General features: G+C 45.5%; 12 protein-coding genes. 4 read left to right on the forward strand and 8 right to left on the reverse strand.

All coding sequences use genetic code 11. The features are described from left to right. The first annotated feature begins 183 nt into the window (after positions 1-183). Positions 184-402 carry a hypothetical protein gene (locus BCOA_RS26595; protein ID WP_014097104.1) on the forward strand — a complete coding sequence of 73 codons (219 nt, stop codon included), beginning with the start codon at positions 184-186 and terminating at the stop codon, positions 400-402. A 430-nt stretch (positions 403-832) separates the two neighbouring features. Beyond that, complete coding sequence (locus tag BCOA_RS26600; protein ID WP_014097105.1) at positions 833-2,884, forward strand: catalase; 2,052 nt, start codon at positions 833-835, stop codon at positions 2,882-2,884. Between the two features lie 817 nt (positions 2,885-3,701). On the opposite strand, the gene BCOA_RS26605 is transcribed toward BCOA_RS26600, so the two are convergent. From BCOA_RS26605 to BCOA_RS26620, 4 genes are read right to left on the reverse strand one after another with little or no spacing between them, the layout of a single operon-like run. Next, positions 3,702-6,899, reverse strand: coding sequence for an SMC domain-containing protein (locus tag BCOA_RS26605; RefSeq protein ID WP_014097106.1), 3,198 nt, complete (start codon positions 6,897-6,899; stop codon positions 3,702-3,704). Beyond that, complete coding sequence (locus BCOA_RS26610) at positions 6,896-7,585, reverse strand: hypothetical protein (protein WP_014097107.1); 690 nt, start codon at positions 7,583-7,585, stop codon at positions 6,896-6,898. Before BCOA_RS26610 ends, BCOA_RS26605 begins: the two co-directional genes overlap by 4 nt. Beyond that, positions 7,572-8,999 (reverse strand): hypothetical protein, encoded by a 1,428-nt coding sequence (locus tag BCOA_RS26615; protein ID WP_014097108.1) that lies wholly within the window; start codon positions 8,997-8,999, stop codon positions 7,572-7,574. The genes BCOA_RS26610 and BCOA_RS26615 overlap by 14 nt, the downstream gene beginning before the upstream one ends. After that, positions 8,975-10,276, reverse strand: a complete 1,302-nt coding sequence (locus BCOA_RS26620; RefSeq protein WP_014097109.1) for a DUF2399 domain-containing protein — start codon at positions 10,274-10,276, stop codon at positions 8,975-8,977. The genes BCOA_RS26615 and BCOA_RS26620 overlap by 25 nt, the downstream gene beginning before the upstream one ends. A gap of 534 nt (positions 10,277-10,810) precedes the next feature. Here BCOA_RS26620 and BCOA_RS26625 point away from each other — a divergent pair. After that, on the forward strand, positions 10,811-11,668 hold the full coding sequence (locus tag BCOA_RS26625; RefSeq protein ID WP_014097110.1) for an aldose epimerase family protein: 858 nt from the start codon (positions 10,811-10,813) through the stop codon (positions 11,666-11,668). 167 nt (positions 11,669-11,835) lie between these two features. Here the strand turns inward: BCOA_RS26625 and BCOA_RS35685 are convergent, their stop codons facing one another. Both BCOA_RS35685 and BCOA_RS26635 read right to left on the reverse strand, forming a co-directional pair. After that, the gene (locus BCOA_RS35685) at positions 11,836-12,123 is read right to left on the reverse strand and encodes a DUF6609 family protein (protein ID WP_367616782.1); all 288 of its coding nucleotides are present in this window, start codon (positions 12,121-12,123) and stop codon (positions 11,836-11,838) included. 328 nt (positions 12,124-12,451) lie between these two features. After that, a complete protein-coding gene (locus BCOA_RS26635) occupies positions 12,452-12,976 on the reverse strand; it encodes a GNAT family N-acetyltransferase (protein ID WP_014097112.1) in 525 nt (174 codons plus the stop codon). 200 nt (positions 12,977-13,176) lie between these two features. On the opposite strand from BCOA_RS26635, the gene BCOA_RS26640 reads away from it, so the two are divergent. After that, entirely contained in the window at positions 13,177-13,656 is a 480-nt protein-coding gene (locus BCOA_RS26640) for a hypothetical protein (RefSeq protein ID WP_014097113.1), read from the forward strand. A 684-nt stretch (positions 13,657-14,340) separates the two neighbouring features. On the opposite strand, the gene BCOA_RS26645 is transcribed toward BCOA_RS26640, so the two are convergent. Next, positions 14,341-15,234, reverse strand: a complete 894-nt coding sequence (locus BCOA_RS26645; protein WP_014097114.1) for a fructose bisphosphate aldolase — start codon at positions 15,232-15,234, stop codon at positions 14,341-14,343. A gap of 485 nt (positions 15,235-15,719) precedes the next feature. Next, complete coding sequence (locus BCOA_RS26655) at positions 15,720-17,147, reverse strand: anion permease (protein ID WP_014097116.1); 1,428 nt, start codon at positions 17,145-17,147, stop codon at positions 15,720-15,722. Between the last annotated feature and the right edge of the window lie 54 nt (positions 17,148-17,201).

Genomic DNA, 17,201 nt, shown 5'->3' on the forward strand with positions numbered 1-17,201 from the left:
AAAACGCATCTCACCAGAGAGGTCAGATGCGTTTGCCATACAATATTTCTTACATGACCGTCCTGACCAAAATTTTTGCTTGGTTTTTATCTTCAATTAATTGGTTGAAGCCTCTATCAAGGGTGTGTTGATGATTTCAATGAAAAACCTTATTCTCGTTAGAAACAAGGAGGGTATAAAAAAATGAGACCCACTACCCAACTGAAAAGAACGGTTGAATGGACTATAGACAATAAAAAGTTAAAAATTATAAATGTTCCATACGAAAAACTGCCGGTTGATGGAGAGATCTTTTACGACGCTGATGTATCTATTCGGATAATGATGTTAAAAGATCTAATGTTGGCAGATCGTATTCCTCCTATTGTTGACTATGAAATCGTCAAAGACTTTCCTGTTTAATATTACACATATTAGATATCCACATGAATCACTTATGAAATATTTTGTAAGTGATTTTTTATTTTTACTCTCAATCTGTGCCTAAAATTTTCATTTACTGCCAAATAGATCGTCTAATTGGAATATCCACCAAATATAACCCATTCCTCATTAGGTGATCTAATGAAAAGATTTTGATAGCCCCCCGAAGGAACGAATTGGAAATGAAGGCCGGCCGTCATCCGGAAATTTTCCGGGGGACAGGGAGCGAGCGAAAACGCCAAAGGATCAGTTGTAAATGTGATTGCTGAATGGAACACGGGCGTGAAAGCTGGTGGGCTCCGCTAACACGAAGAGGCGTAATAACGATTTGCGGTTTGCCTTCCTTTTTTGCAGGGTACGAAATGAATGAGGAGTGATGATCCAATGCAAAGAGTGGAGGCAGATATGAATGAGTAGTGAACGGAAACCGGGCCAAAATGAGAAGGATCGCCAACTGGAACAGTTTCGCTCCATTGATGAAGGAAAACCAATGACGACAAACGAAGGGTTAAAACTTTCAGAAGATGAATTTTCTCTGAAAGCGGGCGAACGCGGCCCGACTTTGATGGAGGATTTCCATTTTCGTGAAAAAATTACCCACTTTGACCATGAACGGATTCCTGAACGCGTTGTCCATGCAAGAGGTTATGCTGCACACGGCGAATTTCAGGTTTACGAATCCATGAAACCTTATACAAAAGCGAAATTTTTGCAGGATCCTGCTGTAAAGACGCCTATTTTTGTGCGCTTTTCGACAGTTGCCGGTTCGCGGGGGTCGGCGGATACCGTCCGGGATGTGCGCGGATTTGCAGTAAAGTTTTACACGGAAGAAGGAAACTATGACCTTGTCGGAAACAATATTCCGGTTTTCTTTATCCAGGATGCCATTAAATTCCCGGATTTGGTGCATTCCTTTAAACCTGAGCCCCATAACGAAATTCCGCAGGCCCAAACGGCACATGATACGTTTTGGGATTTCGTTGTGAACAACCAGGAATCTGCCCATATGGTAATGTGGCATATGTCGGACAGGGCGATTCCGAGAAGCTTCCGGATGATGGAGGGTTTTGGCGTCCATACATTCCGGTTTGTAAACGAAGAAGGAAAGGCCCGCTTTGTTAAATTCCATTGGAAACCAAAGCTTGGTGTCCATTCGCTGGTATGGGACGAAGCCCAAAAAATTGCCGGGAAGGACCCGGATTTTCACCGCCGCGATTTGTACAAAGCCATTGAGATGGGGAATTATCCGGAATGGGAGCTCGGTGTCCAGATGATTCCGGAGGAAGATGAATTTGCTTTTGACTTTGATATCCTCGACCCGACAAAAATCTGGCCGGAGGAAGAGATCCCGGTGAAAATCATCGGAAAAATGACGTTAAACCGCAATGTCGATAATGTTTTTGCCGAAACTGAGCAAGTTGCCTTCCATCCAGGCAATGTGGTACCGGGAATTGATTTTACCAATGACCCGCTGCTGCAGGGCCGCTTGTTCTCATACACGGATACGCAGCTGATCCGCCTGGGCGGGCCGAACTTCCATGAGCTTCCGATTAACCGGCCGGTGTGCCCTTTCCATAATAACCAGCGCGACGGGTATGGCCGCCAAACAATCAATGTCGGCCAGGTCAGCTATCATAGGAATTCGCTTGCAAATAATACGCCGTCTGTTTCCAGCGTACAGGAGGGCGGTTATGAACATTACCAGGAAAAAGTGGAAGGCCGTAAAGTGCGAAACCGCAGCAAGAGTTTCGAGGATCACTTTTCACAAGCCATCCTGTTTTGGAACAGCATGGGGGAACCGGAGAAACAGCATATTATCCAGGCCTTCAGCTTTGAACTTGGCAAAGTAAAAAGCAAGTCGATCAAGCAAAAGGCAGTCGATATGTTTGCCAATGTCAGCACTAATCTTGCGAATTCGATCGCAAATGCAATTGGCGTAAATCCGCCCGAAAAAGCAGAGGATACAAAACTGGAAAAGTCTTCTCCGGCGCTCAGCATGCTGAACACGGTCATGCTTCCTGACACACGTAAAGTCGGTGTGATTCTCGGAAACCAATTTAATGGGCCTAAAGTGGCGGCAGTCGTGAAGGGCTTGCAGGCTTCAGGCGTCCTGCCCGTCATCATCAGTGATAAATTAGGTGATTTAAAAGGTACAGACGGGGCTGTTTTTGAGGCAACAGAAACATTCCTGACAAGCAGTTCTGTTTTGTTTGATGCAATTTATGCAGCAGGTGGGCAAGGGTCAACGCCTGCATTTGAAAAAAATGCCGCGCAATTTATTCATGAAGCTTTTATGCATTATAAAACCATTGGCGCCACTTTTGACGGCGTTGTGTTCCTGGAAAAAGGAAATCTGTTAAACCAAGCGGGAGTGGTCACGGGAGAAGATCCCCGGCAATTTACAGAAGAATTTGTGAAGGCAATTGCAGCTGACCGCCATTGGGACAGGCGTTTGATATGATTTTAAGATAGCAGGGAGCGGCGGATTCTCCCTGTTTTTTTTGCATCTAATAGATTGGGTGAATGCTTAGATTTTAGTTCTTGCCGAGGCTGCCAAGACTTTTGTAAACCGGATCAATGTCTTGGCTTTTCATAAGCTCTCCGCAAAGAAAGGCAAAAAGAAGCCCATACGCAACGTTAATGGGCGCTATGTGAAGGAAGACCTTTATTTTTGCTTGCTTTCTTAACATAGACGCGTTCTATGTGAAGGAAGGCCGTCGATTTTCCGTGCTTTCTTAACATAGACGCGTTCTATGTGAAGGAAGGCCGTCGATTTTCCGTGCTTTCTTAACATAGACGGGCGCTATGTGAAGGAAGACCTTCATTTTTCCGTGCTTTCTTAACATAGACGGGCGCTATGTAAAGGAAGACCGTCAATTTTCCGTGCTTTCTAAACGTAGGCGGGCTCTACGTGAAGGAAGACCGTCAATTTTCCGCGCTTTCTTAACATAGACGCGCCCTATGTGAGGGAAGGCCATCGTATTTCCGCGCTTTCTTAACATAGACGCGTTCTATGTGAAGGAAGCCCATCAATTTTCCATGCTTCCTTAACGTAGGCGGGCGCTATGTGATGGAAGGGAGTCAATTTTCCGTGCTTTCTTAACGTAGGCGGGCGCTATGTGAAGGAAGGCCGTCAATTTACCGTGCTTTCTTCACATAGGGCTTGCTGCCGCTTAAATATGTTTCACGTGCCTGGCACTACCTGAAGTTTATCGAAAATCCCTAAAGGGAAGCGTAACTGCTCAGGTTGCGTTCCCCTTTCCTTATTAGATAGCCGATCACTTCAACCGTATCCCCGTCACCTTGCTCTTCGGGATCGCCGGGTCATGCTGGACGACAAAAGCTTTTTTGAACCGGTTGATGTATTCATCTTCGTGTGATTTTGGTGTTAGGATGATCAGTTTTCGGTGCAGCTGTTCGACGTACAGGTCAAACACTTTTGATTTTCTTTGTTCATCCAGGGCGCTGTCGAATTCGTCGAGTACGATAAAGCCGGGGGTTGTTTCCAGGTTTTGCAGCAAGGCAAGGGCAAACAGCAGGGAGCTGAGAGATTCCTCGCCGCCGGATACACCTTTGCCAACTCTGCCACCGCGCGCTTTTACACTGACATCTTCCATTGTGCCGCGGTGCCCTTCTTTTCGTGCTTTGATATACAGATCAAAATGGGTGCGCCTGTTTTTATCTTCCCGCTGCGCCCAGCTGATTTCACCCTGAAACTGGAAAGCGGCCATGTACACGGCAAATCGTTTGTTGATCTCGAGAACGCGCATATTGATGGTTGTTTCCAGATTTTCTTTTAATGCTGCTGTTCTTTGTTTGTTGTGCTCCAACAGGATTTTTGACTCCTGGTATTCTTTTTCCAGCCTTTCATATTCTTCTTTTGCCTTTTTATAATTGTCTTCTGCGGCAGGGTCAATGCCTTCCTGATGCCTTGCGTTGTCAAAGGTGATCATGGCATTGCTGAGTTGTGTTTTAAGCGTTGTTTCTGAAAGCTCAGCCAGCCTTTCAAAACTGCTGCTAAATACGGCGTATAAATCGGGCACCAGGTTTTGTATTTCCTGGAGTTGCTGCATTACTATCACGAGTTCTGCCTGGCAAGTTTCCAGCCGTTCTTTTTTCCGGTTTTGCTGCAGCAGGGTGCTGTCGATATTCCGGTTAATGTCTTCCAGGCGGTTGATGATTGCACGCAATTTCCGCTCTTGATTCTTGATCCGGCTTTCCTGCTCATCCAATTGGAATTCCAGTTCTTCGCGGGATGCATTTAAGGTTTTGATTTCTTTCCTTTTTTCTTTTTCCTGCCGGGCGATTTCACGAAGCTGATCAAACTTTTCTTTTCGTTTTCCGAGTTCTCTGTAAAACTCCAGCTCCTGTACAACCTGTTTTAATTCATGATTGAACTCTGTCTGCTTTTCAACAATATGATTTCTTCGCTGATCCAATTGTATTAATTCCTGTCTAAAACGGCTCTGTGCCGCGGTTGCTTCTGCAAGTTTCTGCTTTTTCTGCGCGCGTTCATGTTTTTGGGTCATGAATGCTTCTGCTTCTTTAACTTTTTGAATCTCACTGTTTAAAAACTGGAACTGTTCGGTATCAGACTGGATTTTTTGTTCCAGCATTTTCGCTTTGCTTTCCAGTTGCCCCAATTCTTGCTGCACTTGCTGAAGCCGGATCTGCCTTGCTCTTTGGCTGAGAATGTAGCCTGCTTTTTCCTGTGGCCCCCGGATCCCGCTTTGATCGATTAAAAAGCCGTTTTCTATACGGGGTTTAGTTCCGGTAAAAAACTGCTTTGTCCAATACAGGGCTTTGGCGGCAAAACGAATTTGTTCTTCAGTCAAGCCGGCTTTAATTTTTAAATGGAGTTCCGGAACATGTTCTTCGAATGTATCCGGTACGATATCCATGAGCGGCACGTGGTACAGATCATTCGGCGGTTGTGCATGTTTGCCGTTAAAGAACACGGCATATTTAATGGCATTAAAGCGATTCTCGTCTTTCAGCTTGGCTGCGCTATCCAATTCCAGCAGTTCCCTGAGCGGATAGGCGGCTATGCCGATCGTACGGAAATAATCAAGAGATTGCTGCTGGCGTTGTGAAACATTGCGATCCTCTTTTAATGAAAGCTCCTCTTTCCGGAGCTGCTTGATAGCGGCATTGGTTTCGTGCAGGAGGTCTCCATTTTGATGGATCGCTTTGCCCAGTTGATCAATCGTCGTCTGGACGTGGTGGCTGCTGTGGAACTGTTCCAGCTTTTCGAGATGGATTTTTTCCAACCGTTCGGCTTCTTCAATGAAATAGTGCAGCTTACCGAGTTCTTCTGACAACTCATTCAGCTTGTGATTGATTTCCTGAACGGAATAGTCAATTTCGCTTTTCTTTTGTTCAGTATGTTTCAGTTCCTTTAATAACTCAGCTTGTGCCGAGCGGGCTTCTTCTTCCGTCCGGGAAATGGTCTTCTGTTTCTCTGTCAGGCTTTCCAGTTCTTCTTCAAGGCCGTTTTTCTCGTCCGTAATGGATTTTAGCCGGGTGTATTCCACTTTGATCCGCTGCTCAAGCGCTTTTAACGCTTCTTCCCGTTTCTCCAGCGTGGTAGCCAGGGACTTGATTGCCTCTTCCTGTTCTTCCTTTTGAGTAGAGGAGGAGGCATATTGATCTCTGAAATCATCCAGCTGCTCGCTTAAATCCTCAATAACGGAATTCACGGTTTCAATTTCTTTCTGGTAGAACAGTTCAAGATGAAGGAGGGAATGGATCGCTTTTTCCGCGCCCTCTTTTAATCTTCTCTGGTTGTCTAAAAAAACATCAAGCGCTGTTTTTAAAATACCTAGATTCTGTTTATTCAGCTTTACATGATTTTCAGCAGCCAAAAGCGTCTCCTCTGTTTCCTTCACCTTCTCCATGCTTTCTTCCCAGTTTTTCCGGGCCTGGTCAATGCCATGCATTTCGCTGAAAATACGGAAGCGTTCCTCAGGATGCATAACGGCGAATTGGTTGACTTCCTGCTGGTACCAGATCAGGTAAAAAAGGTCAGAATCAATTTTATAGCGGTATTGCAATGCCTTTTTATAGGCGGAAAAATTATGGTACTGATCGCCCGATGTATAAGTTGTTTTTCCCTGCCATTCATCGATTGTCTCGCCTTTTTCAACGATAAATTCTTTTTTAATCGGCTGTCCCGGTTCTTGTTCAATATGCAGCGTGAATTCGATAAATTCCGGTTCGTCAATTTTCATTTGTCCTGCATTTCGGAACAACAGGGAAATGTGCGCCCGCCATACTTGATCGGGACGCAGGTTTCTGGATTTCAGGCCTTCAACGTCCACTTTTGAAGAATAAAGGACAGCGCCCATGCAAAAGCTGATTGTCGATTTCCCGGAACCGTTCGGGCCTGTGATCATAATGTGCTCGTCTCCGCTCAGATCCATCAAAGTCGGTTCGAAGTCCCGGATACCGGCAAATTTGAGGCGGTAAGGAATCATTCGGCATCTCCTTCTTGATATAAGTTATAGCGTTTGAAAAACTTTAATACTTCCTCTTTGTTCAGTTTGTTGGACTGGCTGAACTCGGCTGTGCGCCGTAAAAATGAGTCTGAAAACATATGTACACCGATTGCGGTCAGTTGATAGGCTTTATGATCGGAATGGGTATCCTCATATTCTTCAATGGCGCCGATTTTCTTGAGCTGGTCAAGGCTCAACTGAATACGCTGGTTTGCTTTCTTCGTTTCATGCCCTAAAGCTTCCAGCAACTGGCCGAATAAAGAAAATTCATGCTGCAACACTTCTTGTTGATAAAACATATAGAGCAAAAGGGCGAGGCTTTCTTTGGACAAGGTGTTTCGTGCTGCCCGGGCAGGGACACGCATCATGACCACAACCTGATCGCGCCTCTCGTCATAGATCACTTGAAAATAACGGCTGACTGCCTGGTTAACGCGGGTGAGAAAGGAGAAAAATGCATCGTTATCGTTCTGGATTTTCAACTGTTTTTCCACTTCCTTTCTGGAAAGGCCGAAGTTTGCCCCGCGAATGGAAGCGGAGGAAGAGAATAACAGATTCATAAACGCAAGTTCCTCTTCTTCTGAGAGAATGCCTCTCAAAGCAGCCATTGCATTCAAAGGAGAGGCATTATCGAACACCCGTTCCGAAAAATCATCCTTGATCAATTGGTTCACCTTGCTTTCGTTTTGTAATCACTTGTTTGGCGTCCTGTTGATTCATCCATTCCCACGTTTTTTCATAAGTCTTTGTTTCGGTGTCACCCGGGTCCGGCTGGATATCAATTTTTTTGTTCGCCACAAGAGCGGCAAGTGCAGTTAACGCATTGACTGCGTCGCTCCATTCGCCGGAAGTGGCTTCAATGACCGCCTGTTCCATAGAAGCCTTGTGTATTTTTTCCAAGTAGTTTTCAATCTTTTCCGTCTGGATCATGGACTTGGTCAGCATCCAGTTTGAGTTCCCCAGCAGTTCGTCCATCTCGTCTTTTGAGCCTTCCTCTGCTGCGTATTCGATTGTTTCTTCTTTCTCGCTTAAAGGTTCGGTGACGGGCTCGTAATTTTCAAGATAGTCAATGGCTTCGGAAATCCCGCTTCCCGAAATCGGGGATGCAAATTTAACCGGAATCCAAATCCCGTCCATCGCTTCGTCTTCATACTGGCCCTGCTCCATAAAGCTGAACATTTGGTATGCATTCGGAATGTCAGAATCAATGGGCGGGTCAAACATGGAAATGATAAATTGGCGAACAAGGTCCGGCTGGATACTGCTGGATAAAGGTGTTTTCTGCATTGTTGTAAACTTCAGGTATTTGTTGATCATGCCTAAACTTAAGTTTGTTCCTTCAGACATCGCTGTTGTTCCGCGCTGCATCAGGTCTGTTAAAATCAGGCTTTCATCCATTGTTTCAAACATGCGGAACCGCTCGCTCAATTTTTCCTGCAATTCAGCCATTAAATCGTGGATTTTTTGTAATTGCGGCAGGGCATTCCGGTCGGCAAGCAGCTCTAATTCGCGTTCCTTTAGCATAAGAATTGTGTTTTCTACATTGCGGATCAGGCTTGCGATTTTGTTTCCGCCTGAAATGCCATGATCATCGTATGCCTCGCTCAATTCTGCATCACGGCGCGCCTGGAAAAGGGAACGGCCAATGTCATCTTCCAGATAATAAGCGAGTGAGTCATTGGCGAGGCGGATGAGTACATCCATCATCCGCTTTCCCAGATCCCGCATTTTCAGACCGGTTGTCTGTTTCGACAGCCAGTTGTTATTCACAAGCACATTGACAATATGCGCCACTTTTTTCTTTGACGGAGGATCTGCGTCAGGAAAACGGTTTTGATACCGGTAGTACAGTGTATCCGAATTGGGAATGCGATCTCCGATGCCGAGCGCTTCTTCATTTAAGAGCTGAAGAATTCTCAGAAAACGTAAAATCTCGGCTGGTGAATCAAAGACGCGTTGTGAGCCCATTTCACTTAAGACGCCCGATAAAGTGGCAATATCCCGCATAGATTGCAGCACAGCAGGAGAATCCGCCTGTTCCTGGAAGATTGATATTAGTGGGCGATCCATGTTTTCCACAGCATCACATCTCCTGTCTGCTCTTCTTGTTCCATTCGCCTTGTTTCAAGGAATGCGGACATTTGTCCGGCGTATTGCGTCCAGCTGTTTAAGATTTCGCCGGCAGGGCCGATCCACTTCACAACAGGGGTTTCTTTTACAATTTCAAAAACTTCGCGGGCAATTCTGAAACCGTCCGGATCATAGTCCGTCCAGATGATTACCTGCTTTGGCGGGGAATTCCGGAGAATCTGTTCAATAAAGTGCCGATGGGCAGAGCGGACATGGCCGTCGCAGCATACTAGTAAAACCCGCATGTCCTTCAAAAAGTCTTTTTCCGCAGCAATTCTTGTTAAAATAGCGCGGTTTTCCACAATCCATAATGTTTCGGCTTCTGATGAATGGCTGTCTTCATAAAGGGATAAGTTCGTCACGGCATGAACCGGGCCGTAATGATAGGATGAATATGTCCCTGTTACCTGTCCTGAAAAATAGACCGGGGTGAGGTTGCCAAGGCTCACCATTCCGAGTGCTTCAGCCGGATAACCCGCCCAAGCTTCAAAAAGATCCAGAAAATCGGATTTGTTCCGGTCAAACACTTTAGAACCGCCGATCTTTTTATAATAAGAAGCACCGATCTCTTTCCAGTCAAACCGGTCTTGTACAGTGCTTATCTGGATGATGGCGGCTAAAAAGGCAAGGAACTTGATGCGCTTTTGATCCGGCCATGCCTTTTCGAATAATTCCGATTGGATCAAAGCATCCGGACGGCAGACTGATAAAAAACGTTCCCTAATGCGCTCATAGATCGTTGATTTTACAGCGGTTTCGGCAGATGTAATATCGATTTGTTCGAAAGTATTTTTAAGCGTCATCAATTCATCTTGACGCGTCTGGTGCTCCATTAGCTTTTGTTCTTCCAAAAACCGGTAATAGGTATATCCCATCCGGTAACACTGGCTGTCCACGGTTTTTCCGTCTGTCTTCAGCCGGACTTCTTTTACAATCCACCCTTCATCAAGCCACTTCAAAGTTTGAGGCTCGTCTTCATGAAGTGTGAGTTTTTTTCTTGGCGTTAAGTGCAGCTTCTCCAGTTGTGCCCCGGCTTTGCTTTTGCTGTCTCCGTCCGGCTTTCGGGCTCCGATTGTAAGAATGCCGACCGTCCGGTACGTTCGCTTTGTTACTTTTACAATGGGGATATCGATAAATGTTTCCTTTGAGACGCCATCTAAGCGGAGTTGCTCCCCTTTTCTCAAAATGTATGCATTTAAATAATCCAGCACGGGTTGTTCGATCATTCCGTTCCCTCATTTCTATACTTTTATTGTAGCAAATCTGCCCGAAGATTGAAGTGGGAAGTGGTTCCTTTCGACCAGAATGAGACAGTACACGAAACAAAGTGGTCAAGGAAATGGAGTCCACTGTACGGCGGAAAGAGTGAGCTAAAATAGTAAATGAGAAAAGAACAAGAACGCAAGATTTGGTCTATTTCATGGTGGATTTGGAAATGTAAGAAAGCACATTCGTATATAAATTGAAAAAACGGGACGGGCTTTTACTGGAGAGACAGACAAGGTCGAGAAGGTAGTAGACAGCGGAGAGAACTGGGAGCGGGTGGGCCCAAAGGCATACTTTATTCGGGATCGCACGGTTCAACCGCAAAAAGTGAGTGAATTTTGCGCTCGTCAACCATGATTAGTCCCATTAAAAAACGACCTTTCTCTCGCTGTTAACTGTAACAAGAAGCCACTCGTTTTACTGTCCGCATTTTGATCAATCATCCATGGTATAATAAAACAGATGTTCAAAATTTAACAAATTGAGGGATAATCATGTATAGCATAGAAGAATTTGACCGGCAAGGCATGCACTTTTTCCGCTTGAAGGGGGAAGGGGATTTTGTGGAAGTCTGCCCTGAACGGGGCGGAATGGTCACAGCCATTCATATCGCCGATGTAGATTTGTTGTATATGAATGAGGAAACGCTGTTTGATCTTGATAAAAATGTCCGCGGCGGGATTCCGGTTCTGTTCCCAATAGCAGGGCAGCTTAGGGGCAAGCAGTATGAATGGGAAGGCCGTGTGTATCAAATGGCCAACCATGGGCTTGTCCGGACGCGCCCTTTAGAAGTGGCAGGCCAATCATGCGGCACGGATCATGCGGAGATCACTTTGGTTTTCCATAGTACACCGGAGACGCGTGTTTCTTATCCGTTTGATTTCGAAATGCAGTTAACGTATCGCTTAGCGGGCGGCAAAGTCACAATCCAGCAGAAAGTCACAAACCGGTCAACAGAGCCAATGCCGATTTGCCCGGGGTTCCATCCGTACTTTGCCATCCGGGATAAAGCGCTGGCACTGGAGACAACTGCAACAACCTATTTCGATTACAATGACCACAAGGAAAAGCCATTAACTGGAAAACTGGAGATGGCGGGACTAAAAGAATCCGTGATATTTGAAGGTGGTTCAGTAAGGGCGGCTTTCCATGCCACAAAGGATCTCGCTATAGAAGCAGACGAACATTTCCGTTACACTGTCGTTTGGGTGGAAGGGGATGCGCCTTTCGTCTGCATTGAACCATGGGTCGCGAAAAACGAAGCGCTGAACACGCAAGAAGGGCTGATCCTTGTAAAACCGGAACAACCCGTGGCATTGGAGGTCAAGTTTTACCTGGAAAACCGATCATAAGTCGTTCAACTGTTGCTGATGACCCGGAATTTTTCTGCCATTCCTATGACAAAAAATTACGGCTTTTATAAGAAGAAGCGGCGATTCCCTGATAATAGGATGTATCGCCGCTTTTTTTGTACGTTCAGCACTTTTTTCTGCTCTTAAAGTTTCTGAGACCGTTTTTTTCATGGCAACCGGGTTTTTGGAACGCGATAAGATGGTGCCGAAAATCGGACGTCCGGAACCATGTAAAGAAAATGGGTGGTCGTCTTTGGAATACAATATGATGATGCCGAAAATCCCATAGCTGCAAAATCCGCATAAGAAATGGTGAAAGGGACGTTTGGGAGCAGCATGCCGGCGATCACGTTTGCCGAACAAAGAACAGCGAGCGGCAGCATGATTTTTCCGTACACGGCGGCAAGCGGGAAAAAGTGGATGCCAAATGACAAAAAAGCCGCAAGCCAGATCATCCAGTAATGTTACGAGGCAAAAAAGGCCCGCCCATTCCAACGGGTAAAATGACAGCCAGGAAAATCGAAATCACAGTCATTTTGAAAGCGGTTTGGACGGCCGAGTGCAAGCTCTTTGTAAACTCTCTTGTTTGCCAGGATCAAGGCAATCCGGGAAAATAACCGGCATCAAAAACTCTTTTGCTCTTCCCCAAAAATGTTACCTACCGGAATGACTGCTGCAATCTGGATAAGCCGCAGCCCCAACTCTTTTGGAAAAAAATGAAAGGTTTGCCTTTTACGTATCCTGATGTTTTCAGTAATGAAGAAATCATCCCAGCTCCCTTTTTTAAGCATGGGGATCCGAAAGCCATTTGTAATATAGAACCGTTGTATCCAGACCGCCGTGTTGGGAGCGGGCATAATTCGGAATTCTCCCGGCCTCGGTGTAACCGAGCGATTGATAGAGACGGTTGGAGACGTCGCCTTCCCGTGTATCCAGCACAAGTAATGTTCTTTGATGTATTTTTGCCCATTGTTCCGCTTCTTTCATTAACAGTCGCCCGATCCCTCTTCGCTGGTAAAGGGGATGTGTCATCAATTTTGCAATTTCTGCCCTGTGGAGCCCGTTTTGTTTTGGGCAAAGCTGGAGTTGGACAGTACCGGCAATTTTGTCTCCTGCTTTTGCAATAAAAAGAATCGTGTCGTCACAAATTAAATTTTTCCAATAAGCCGAGGCAGCAGAGAGCGGAAGCGGCGGCAGAAATCCGACTGACGCTCCGCTTTCCACAACACGGGTTAACAAATCGCTAAGACCGCCCAGTTCTTCTCCCGTTAAAAACGCTTTTCTTTCTACTGAAATTTTTTTATCCATGTGATCCTCCCGTTTGCAGAAAAAAACGATGTTGCAAATTAAGTATAATGGAAAAACAAAATAAAAACAGAAAAGCTCGGTTGGTTTTGCTGTTTTTCATGGAAAGCGTGCCTCAGGAGCCGCCGCCGGAAAATACAGCGGTTTTTTTCATCTAAATTGGGCATGTTAATGAACAAAACCAATTTGGAGTGAACCAGTTTATGATTACAAAACGGCACTTGGTTTTAAACTTGGTGATTTTGGTGGTTCCGTGGCTGTCCTTGCTATTTCTGGGAAAACGCAATGTGAAACGCTATGCTGTAGCGGGTGCTTTTATTGTCGTGTTTGCCATTTCGAATCAATTAGTGGGACATATGCGGAAGTGGTGGAGGTTTTACGAGAAAAAAGTGCCCTTTCTAAAGGGCGAGCTGCCTTTCAGCATGGGCCCGTTTATGCCGTTGTCAATGTGGATTTTAAAAAATTCGTACGGTAACTTTAAAAAATTTATCCTGTTGAACATTATTGCCGATGGATTTTTTGCTTTTTTATTTATTGAAGTATTAAAAAAGTTGCGTATCGTTACTCTTAACCAGCTGAACCACATCCAATTTTTTATTTACTTGCACTATAAGGCTTACTTGTTGTATGGGGTGCAGTGGTTATATGAAAAGTGGAGAAAAAAGTGGGAAGTGCCGGCTTAAAGGGCGGTCTTCTAATTGGAATGCCTATTAGGGCTTGCTGAATAAGTAAAATTCCTAGATTTCGAAAGGATGCTGACAGCTTTGGCAAAAATTTAAATGCAAGGGTTTTATAAAAAATCGAGGGAAAAGCTTGCACTTGAAAGATGATTCAACGTATAGAGAAGACAGAATCGCCTTTTCGAAGATGGATTCTTCTATATTTTGAGACATAGCTGGTCTCTATGTGAAGGAAGGGCTTTGTATTTGCGTGCTTTCTTAACATAGCCGTGCCCTATGTGAAGAAAGGCCTTCATTTTTCCATGCTTCCTTAACGTAGACGTACTCTATGTGAAGAAAGGCCCTCAATTTTCCGCGCTTCCTTAACGTAGCCGGTCCCTATGTGAAGAAAGGCCGTCAATTTTCCGTGCTTTCTTAACGTAGACGTGCTCTATGTGAAGGAAGGCCTTCATTTTCCGATGCTTCCTTAACGTAGGCGGGCGCTATGTGAAGGAAGGCCCTCAATTTTCCGTGCTTCCTTGCTAACAAATTGGGTATAAACTTAGAATCGGATTTGTTCGGCAAGTCCTAATTAGACATTTTCAACCGTCTATTTCTCAAGATTAGAGAGCAGCCAGATAGAGTCGTGTTCCATTTCTGCACCTTTAAATAAAACCAGCAGGACTACGGGCGCCCTGCTGGTTTTTGTTAGTTTTTATTGACCGAAGCATCATAGATCGATTTTACTGCTTTTTCCAAAGCGGCGTTGAATTCTTCATCTGTCTGTTTGGCGTTGAGTTCTCCGGTTAAAGCACGCGAAAAGCTTGCGATGATGCCGTCGTTTTCTTTCAGTTTTTGATTGGCTTCATCGCGAGAATAGCCGCCGGAAAGGGCAACAACGCGGACAACGCGCGGGTGCTCAACCAATGCTTTGTAGACGTTTGGCACTGTTGGAATGGTGAGCTTCAGCATCACATTATCATTTTCCGACAATTGGTTCAGATGGTTGATCAGTTCTGTCTTCAACAATTCCTCGCATTTTTCTTTGTCTGCACTATGGATATCTACTTCCGGTTCAATAATCGGAACGAGGCCTGCCGCGAGGATTTGTTTTGCCAATTCAAACTGCTGGTCAACCACAGCTTTAATGCCTTCCGGGTTGGCTTCCTTAATGACAGAGCGCATTTTTGTCCCAAAAATATGGTGTTCATTTGCGCGCCGAAGTGTGGCATCAAGATCCGGGATCGGCTTCATCAGCTGAACACCGTTTTCAAGATTTGCAAGCCCTTTGTCCACTTTTAAAAACGGGACGACGCCTTTTTTCTCAGCCAGGTATTCCGCAGTGTACAAGCCTTCAATCTGGCGGTCCATCGTTTGTTCGAATAAAATGGCGCCGAGGATGTATTTGCCGTCAAAAGCTGGCGAGGTGATGATTCTTGTCCGCATTTGGTGGATAAGATCAAACATTTCGTCTTCGTTTGAATAGGCATCTTCCGGCACGCCGTAGTTTGCCAATGCTTTCGGTGTGCTGCCGCCGCTTTGGTCGAGCGCCGCAATAAAACCTTTTCCATTTTTGACTTTGTCGAACTGCTGTTGGTTCATCCTGATCTCTCCTTATAAGGTTTTTTAAGGGATTCTTTTTCTTCATATCCCAATGCATGAAAAAGAAACCTCTATGCATAAGCATAACACTACTGATTGGGAGAAAAAAATATATTGGACAAAATGGATGTATCAAATTTTTCTCGACAGGGTTTAGATGTCGGGTATTTCAAGACACTCTTTTTTCCACATTTGGCTATCGTGCTTTGCTTGCTTTCCTGGATGGTGGGGTTAAAGGAATCTATGATGCTTGAAAACGGATTCGTAAAGACCGCTTTCCATGAAGCGAAAGATCTCGCCATCGACGTAGACGAACCATCTCGATACACTGTTATATGGGTGTTTGTTTGCATCAACCATGAACCATAAAAAGCGAAACCCCGAATACAAAGGAAGGGCTGCTCCTTGTCAAACTGGAACGGCCCGTTATATTGGAAGTTTCCGGTGCCTTGGAGACAAGCCCAGCGCATAAAGTTCCGGGGCTTTTACCATATCCCCAGCACTTTCCACCAAAGCCCCCCGATCACTCCCCAAATGATCAGATGGATGACCGAAACGCTAAAGCCGAGCAGCCACCATTTATCTTGCGGGACATAGCCCGAACCGAAGAAAACAGGCGCGGGTCCGCTGCCGTAATGGGTAAGGCAGCCGAACAGGTTCCCGATAAATCCTAAAAGCAGGGCGGCCAGCATCGGGGGTGCACCTGCTACAATCGCTACGCCTAAAAATGCTGCGTACATGGCGCTAACGTGGGCGGTATTGCTGGCAAAGAAGTAATGCGAATAAAAGAAGATGAGGGCTAAAGCAATCAGCGCCCAAATCCAAGGCAATCCGTGGACAGCGGTGCCCATCAAATGGCTGAACCATGGGATCATGCCCAAACTGTTCAAAAAGGTTGCCATCATGACAAGTGATGCAAACCATACCAGTGTATCCCATGCGCCTTCTTCTTTTTTGACATCATTCCACGTTAAAACCGATGTTAACAATAAAACGGAAAGTCCGATCAGTGCAGTTGTGGTGGCATCGATGCCGAGTTTTCCGCCAAAAATCCAGAGGGCCAAAATCAGTAAAAAAACCATGATCATGCTCCATTCTGATTTTTTTAATGGCCCCATTTCTTTTAATTTTTCCGTCGCAATTTCGGATGCTGCCGGTGTTTCCTTGATTTCCGGAGGATACACTTTATAAATAAAATAAGGGACAACGATTAAACTGGCGAGGCCGGGGACAATCGCAGCAAGTGCCCAATCCGTCCATGTGATTGTTACGCCAGCATTGTGCGCGAGTGTTGCTGCCAACGGATTCGCCGCCATTGCCGTCATGAACATTGCCGAAGTAATGTTGACACCCTGGAAGGCGACCTGCATTAAAAAGGATCCGACCTTTTTCTCTGTCCCGTTTTCTGGATCTGAGCCAAATGTTCTGGACAGGGAGTGGGCAATTGGAAAAATGATGCCGCCTCCGCGGGCTGTGTTGCTCGGCATGGCCGGTGATAAAATCAAATCACTAACAAGCAACGAATACGACAATCCTAACGTTTTTCTGCCAAACAGTTTCACAAACATATACGCAATCCTGTTGCCGAGCCCCGTTTTTATAAAGCCTCGTGAAATAAAAAATGCAATCACGATCAGCCAAATCGTCGTGTTTTGAAACCCGCTCAACGCTTCCTCTAGTTTCAGTGTTCCCGTCAGCACAACGGCTGTGATGGAGAGAATGGCAACACCACCCATTGGCAGCGGTTTGATAATGAAGCCGACAATGGTTGCCACAAAAATGGCAAACAAGTGCCAGGCTTTTTCCTGCAAATCTACAGGGGAGGGAATAAACCAAATCACCGCCCCTATAGCCAGCGTTATACACAATGCGCGCAAATGGACCTCTTTCCTATTCTTTCGTTGTGCTTCCATGCTGTTCATCCTTTGTTGATGAGGATTGACCCTAAGGGAAAGAAAAGCGTGCCT

This window comes from Heyndrickxia coagulans 36D1 (assembly GCF_000169195.2).
Classification (GTDB): Bacteria; Bacillota; Bacilli; order Bacillales; family Bacillaceae_C; genus Weizmannia; species Weizmannia faecalis.

What these genes read in the sequence shown, in the direction of transcription:
- BCOA_RS26595 (WP_014097104.1), top strand. Translation starts at nt 184, where the DNA reads ATGAGACCCACTACCCAACTGAAAAGAACGGTTGAATGGACTATAGAC.
- BCOA_RS26600 (WP_014097105.1), top strand. Translation starts at nt 833, where the DNA reads ATGAGTAGTGAACGGAAACCGGGCCAAAATGAGAAGGATCGCCAACTG.
- BCOA_RS26605 (WP_014097106.1), bottom strand. Translation starts at nt 6,899, where the DNA reads ATGATTCCTTACCGCCTCAAATTTGCCGGTATCCGGGACTTCGAACCG.
- BCOA_RS26620 (WP_014097109.1), bottom strand. Translation starts at nt 10,276, where the DNA reads ATGATCGAACAACCCGTGCTGGATTATTTAAATGCATACATTTTGAGA.
- BCOA_RS26625 (WP_014097110.1), top strand. Translation starts at nt 10,811, where the DNA reads ATGTATAGCATAGAAGAATTTGACCGGCAAGGCATGCACTTTTTCCGC.
- BCOA_RS35685 (WP_367616782.1), bottom strand. Translation starts at nt 12,123, where the DNA reads ATGATCTGGCTTGCGGCTTTTTTGTCATTTGGCATCCACTTTTTCCCG.
- BCOA_RS26635 (WP_014097112.1), bottom strand. Translation starts at nt 12,976, where the DNA reads ATGGATAAAAAAATTTCAGTAGAAAGAAAAGCGTTTTTAACGGGAGAA.
- BCOA_RS26640 (WP_014097113.1), top strand. Translation starts at nt 13,177, where the DNA reads ATGATTACAAAACGGCACTTGGTTTTAAACTTGGTGATTTTGGTGGTT.
- BCOA_RS26645 (WP_014097114.1), bottom strand. Translation starts at nt 15,234, where the DNA reads ATGAACCAACAGCAGTTCGACAAAGTCAAAAATGGAAAAGGTTTTATT.
- BCOA_RS26655 (WP_014097116.1), bottom strand. Translation starts at nt 17,147, where the DNA reads ATGGAAGCACAACGAAAGAATAGGAAAGAGGTCCATTTGCGCGCATTG.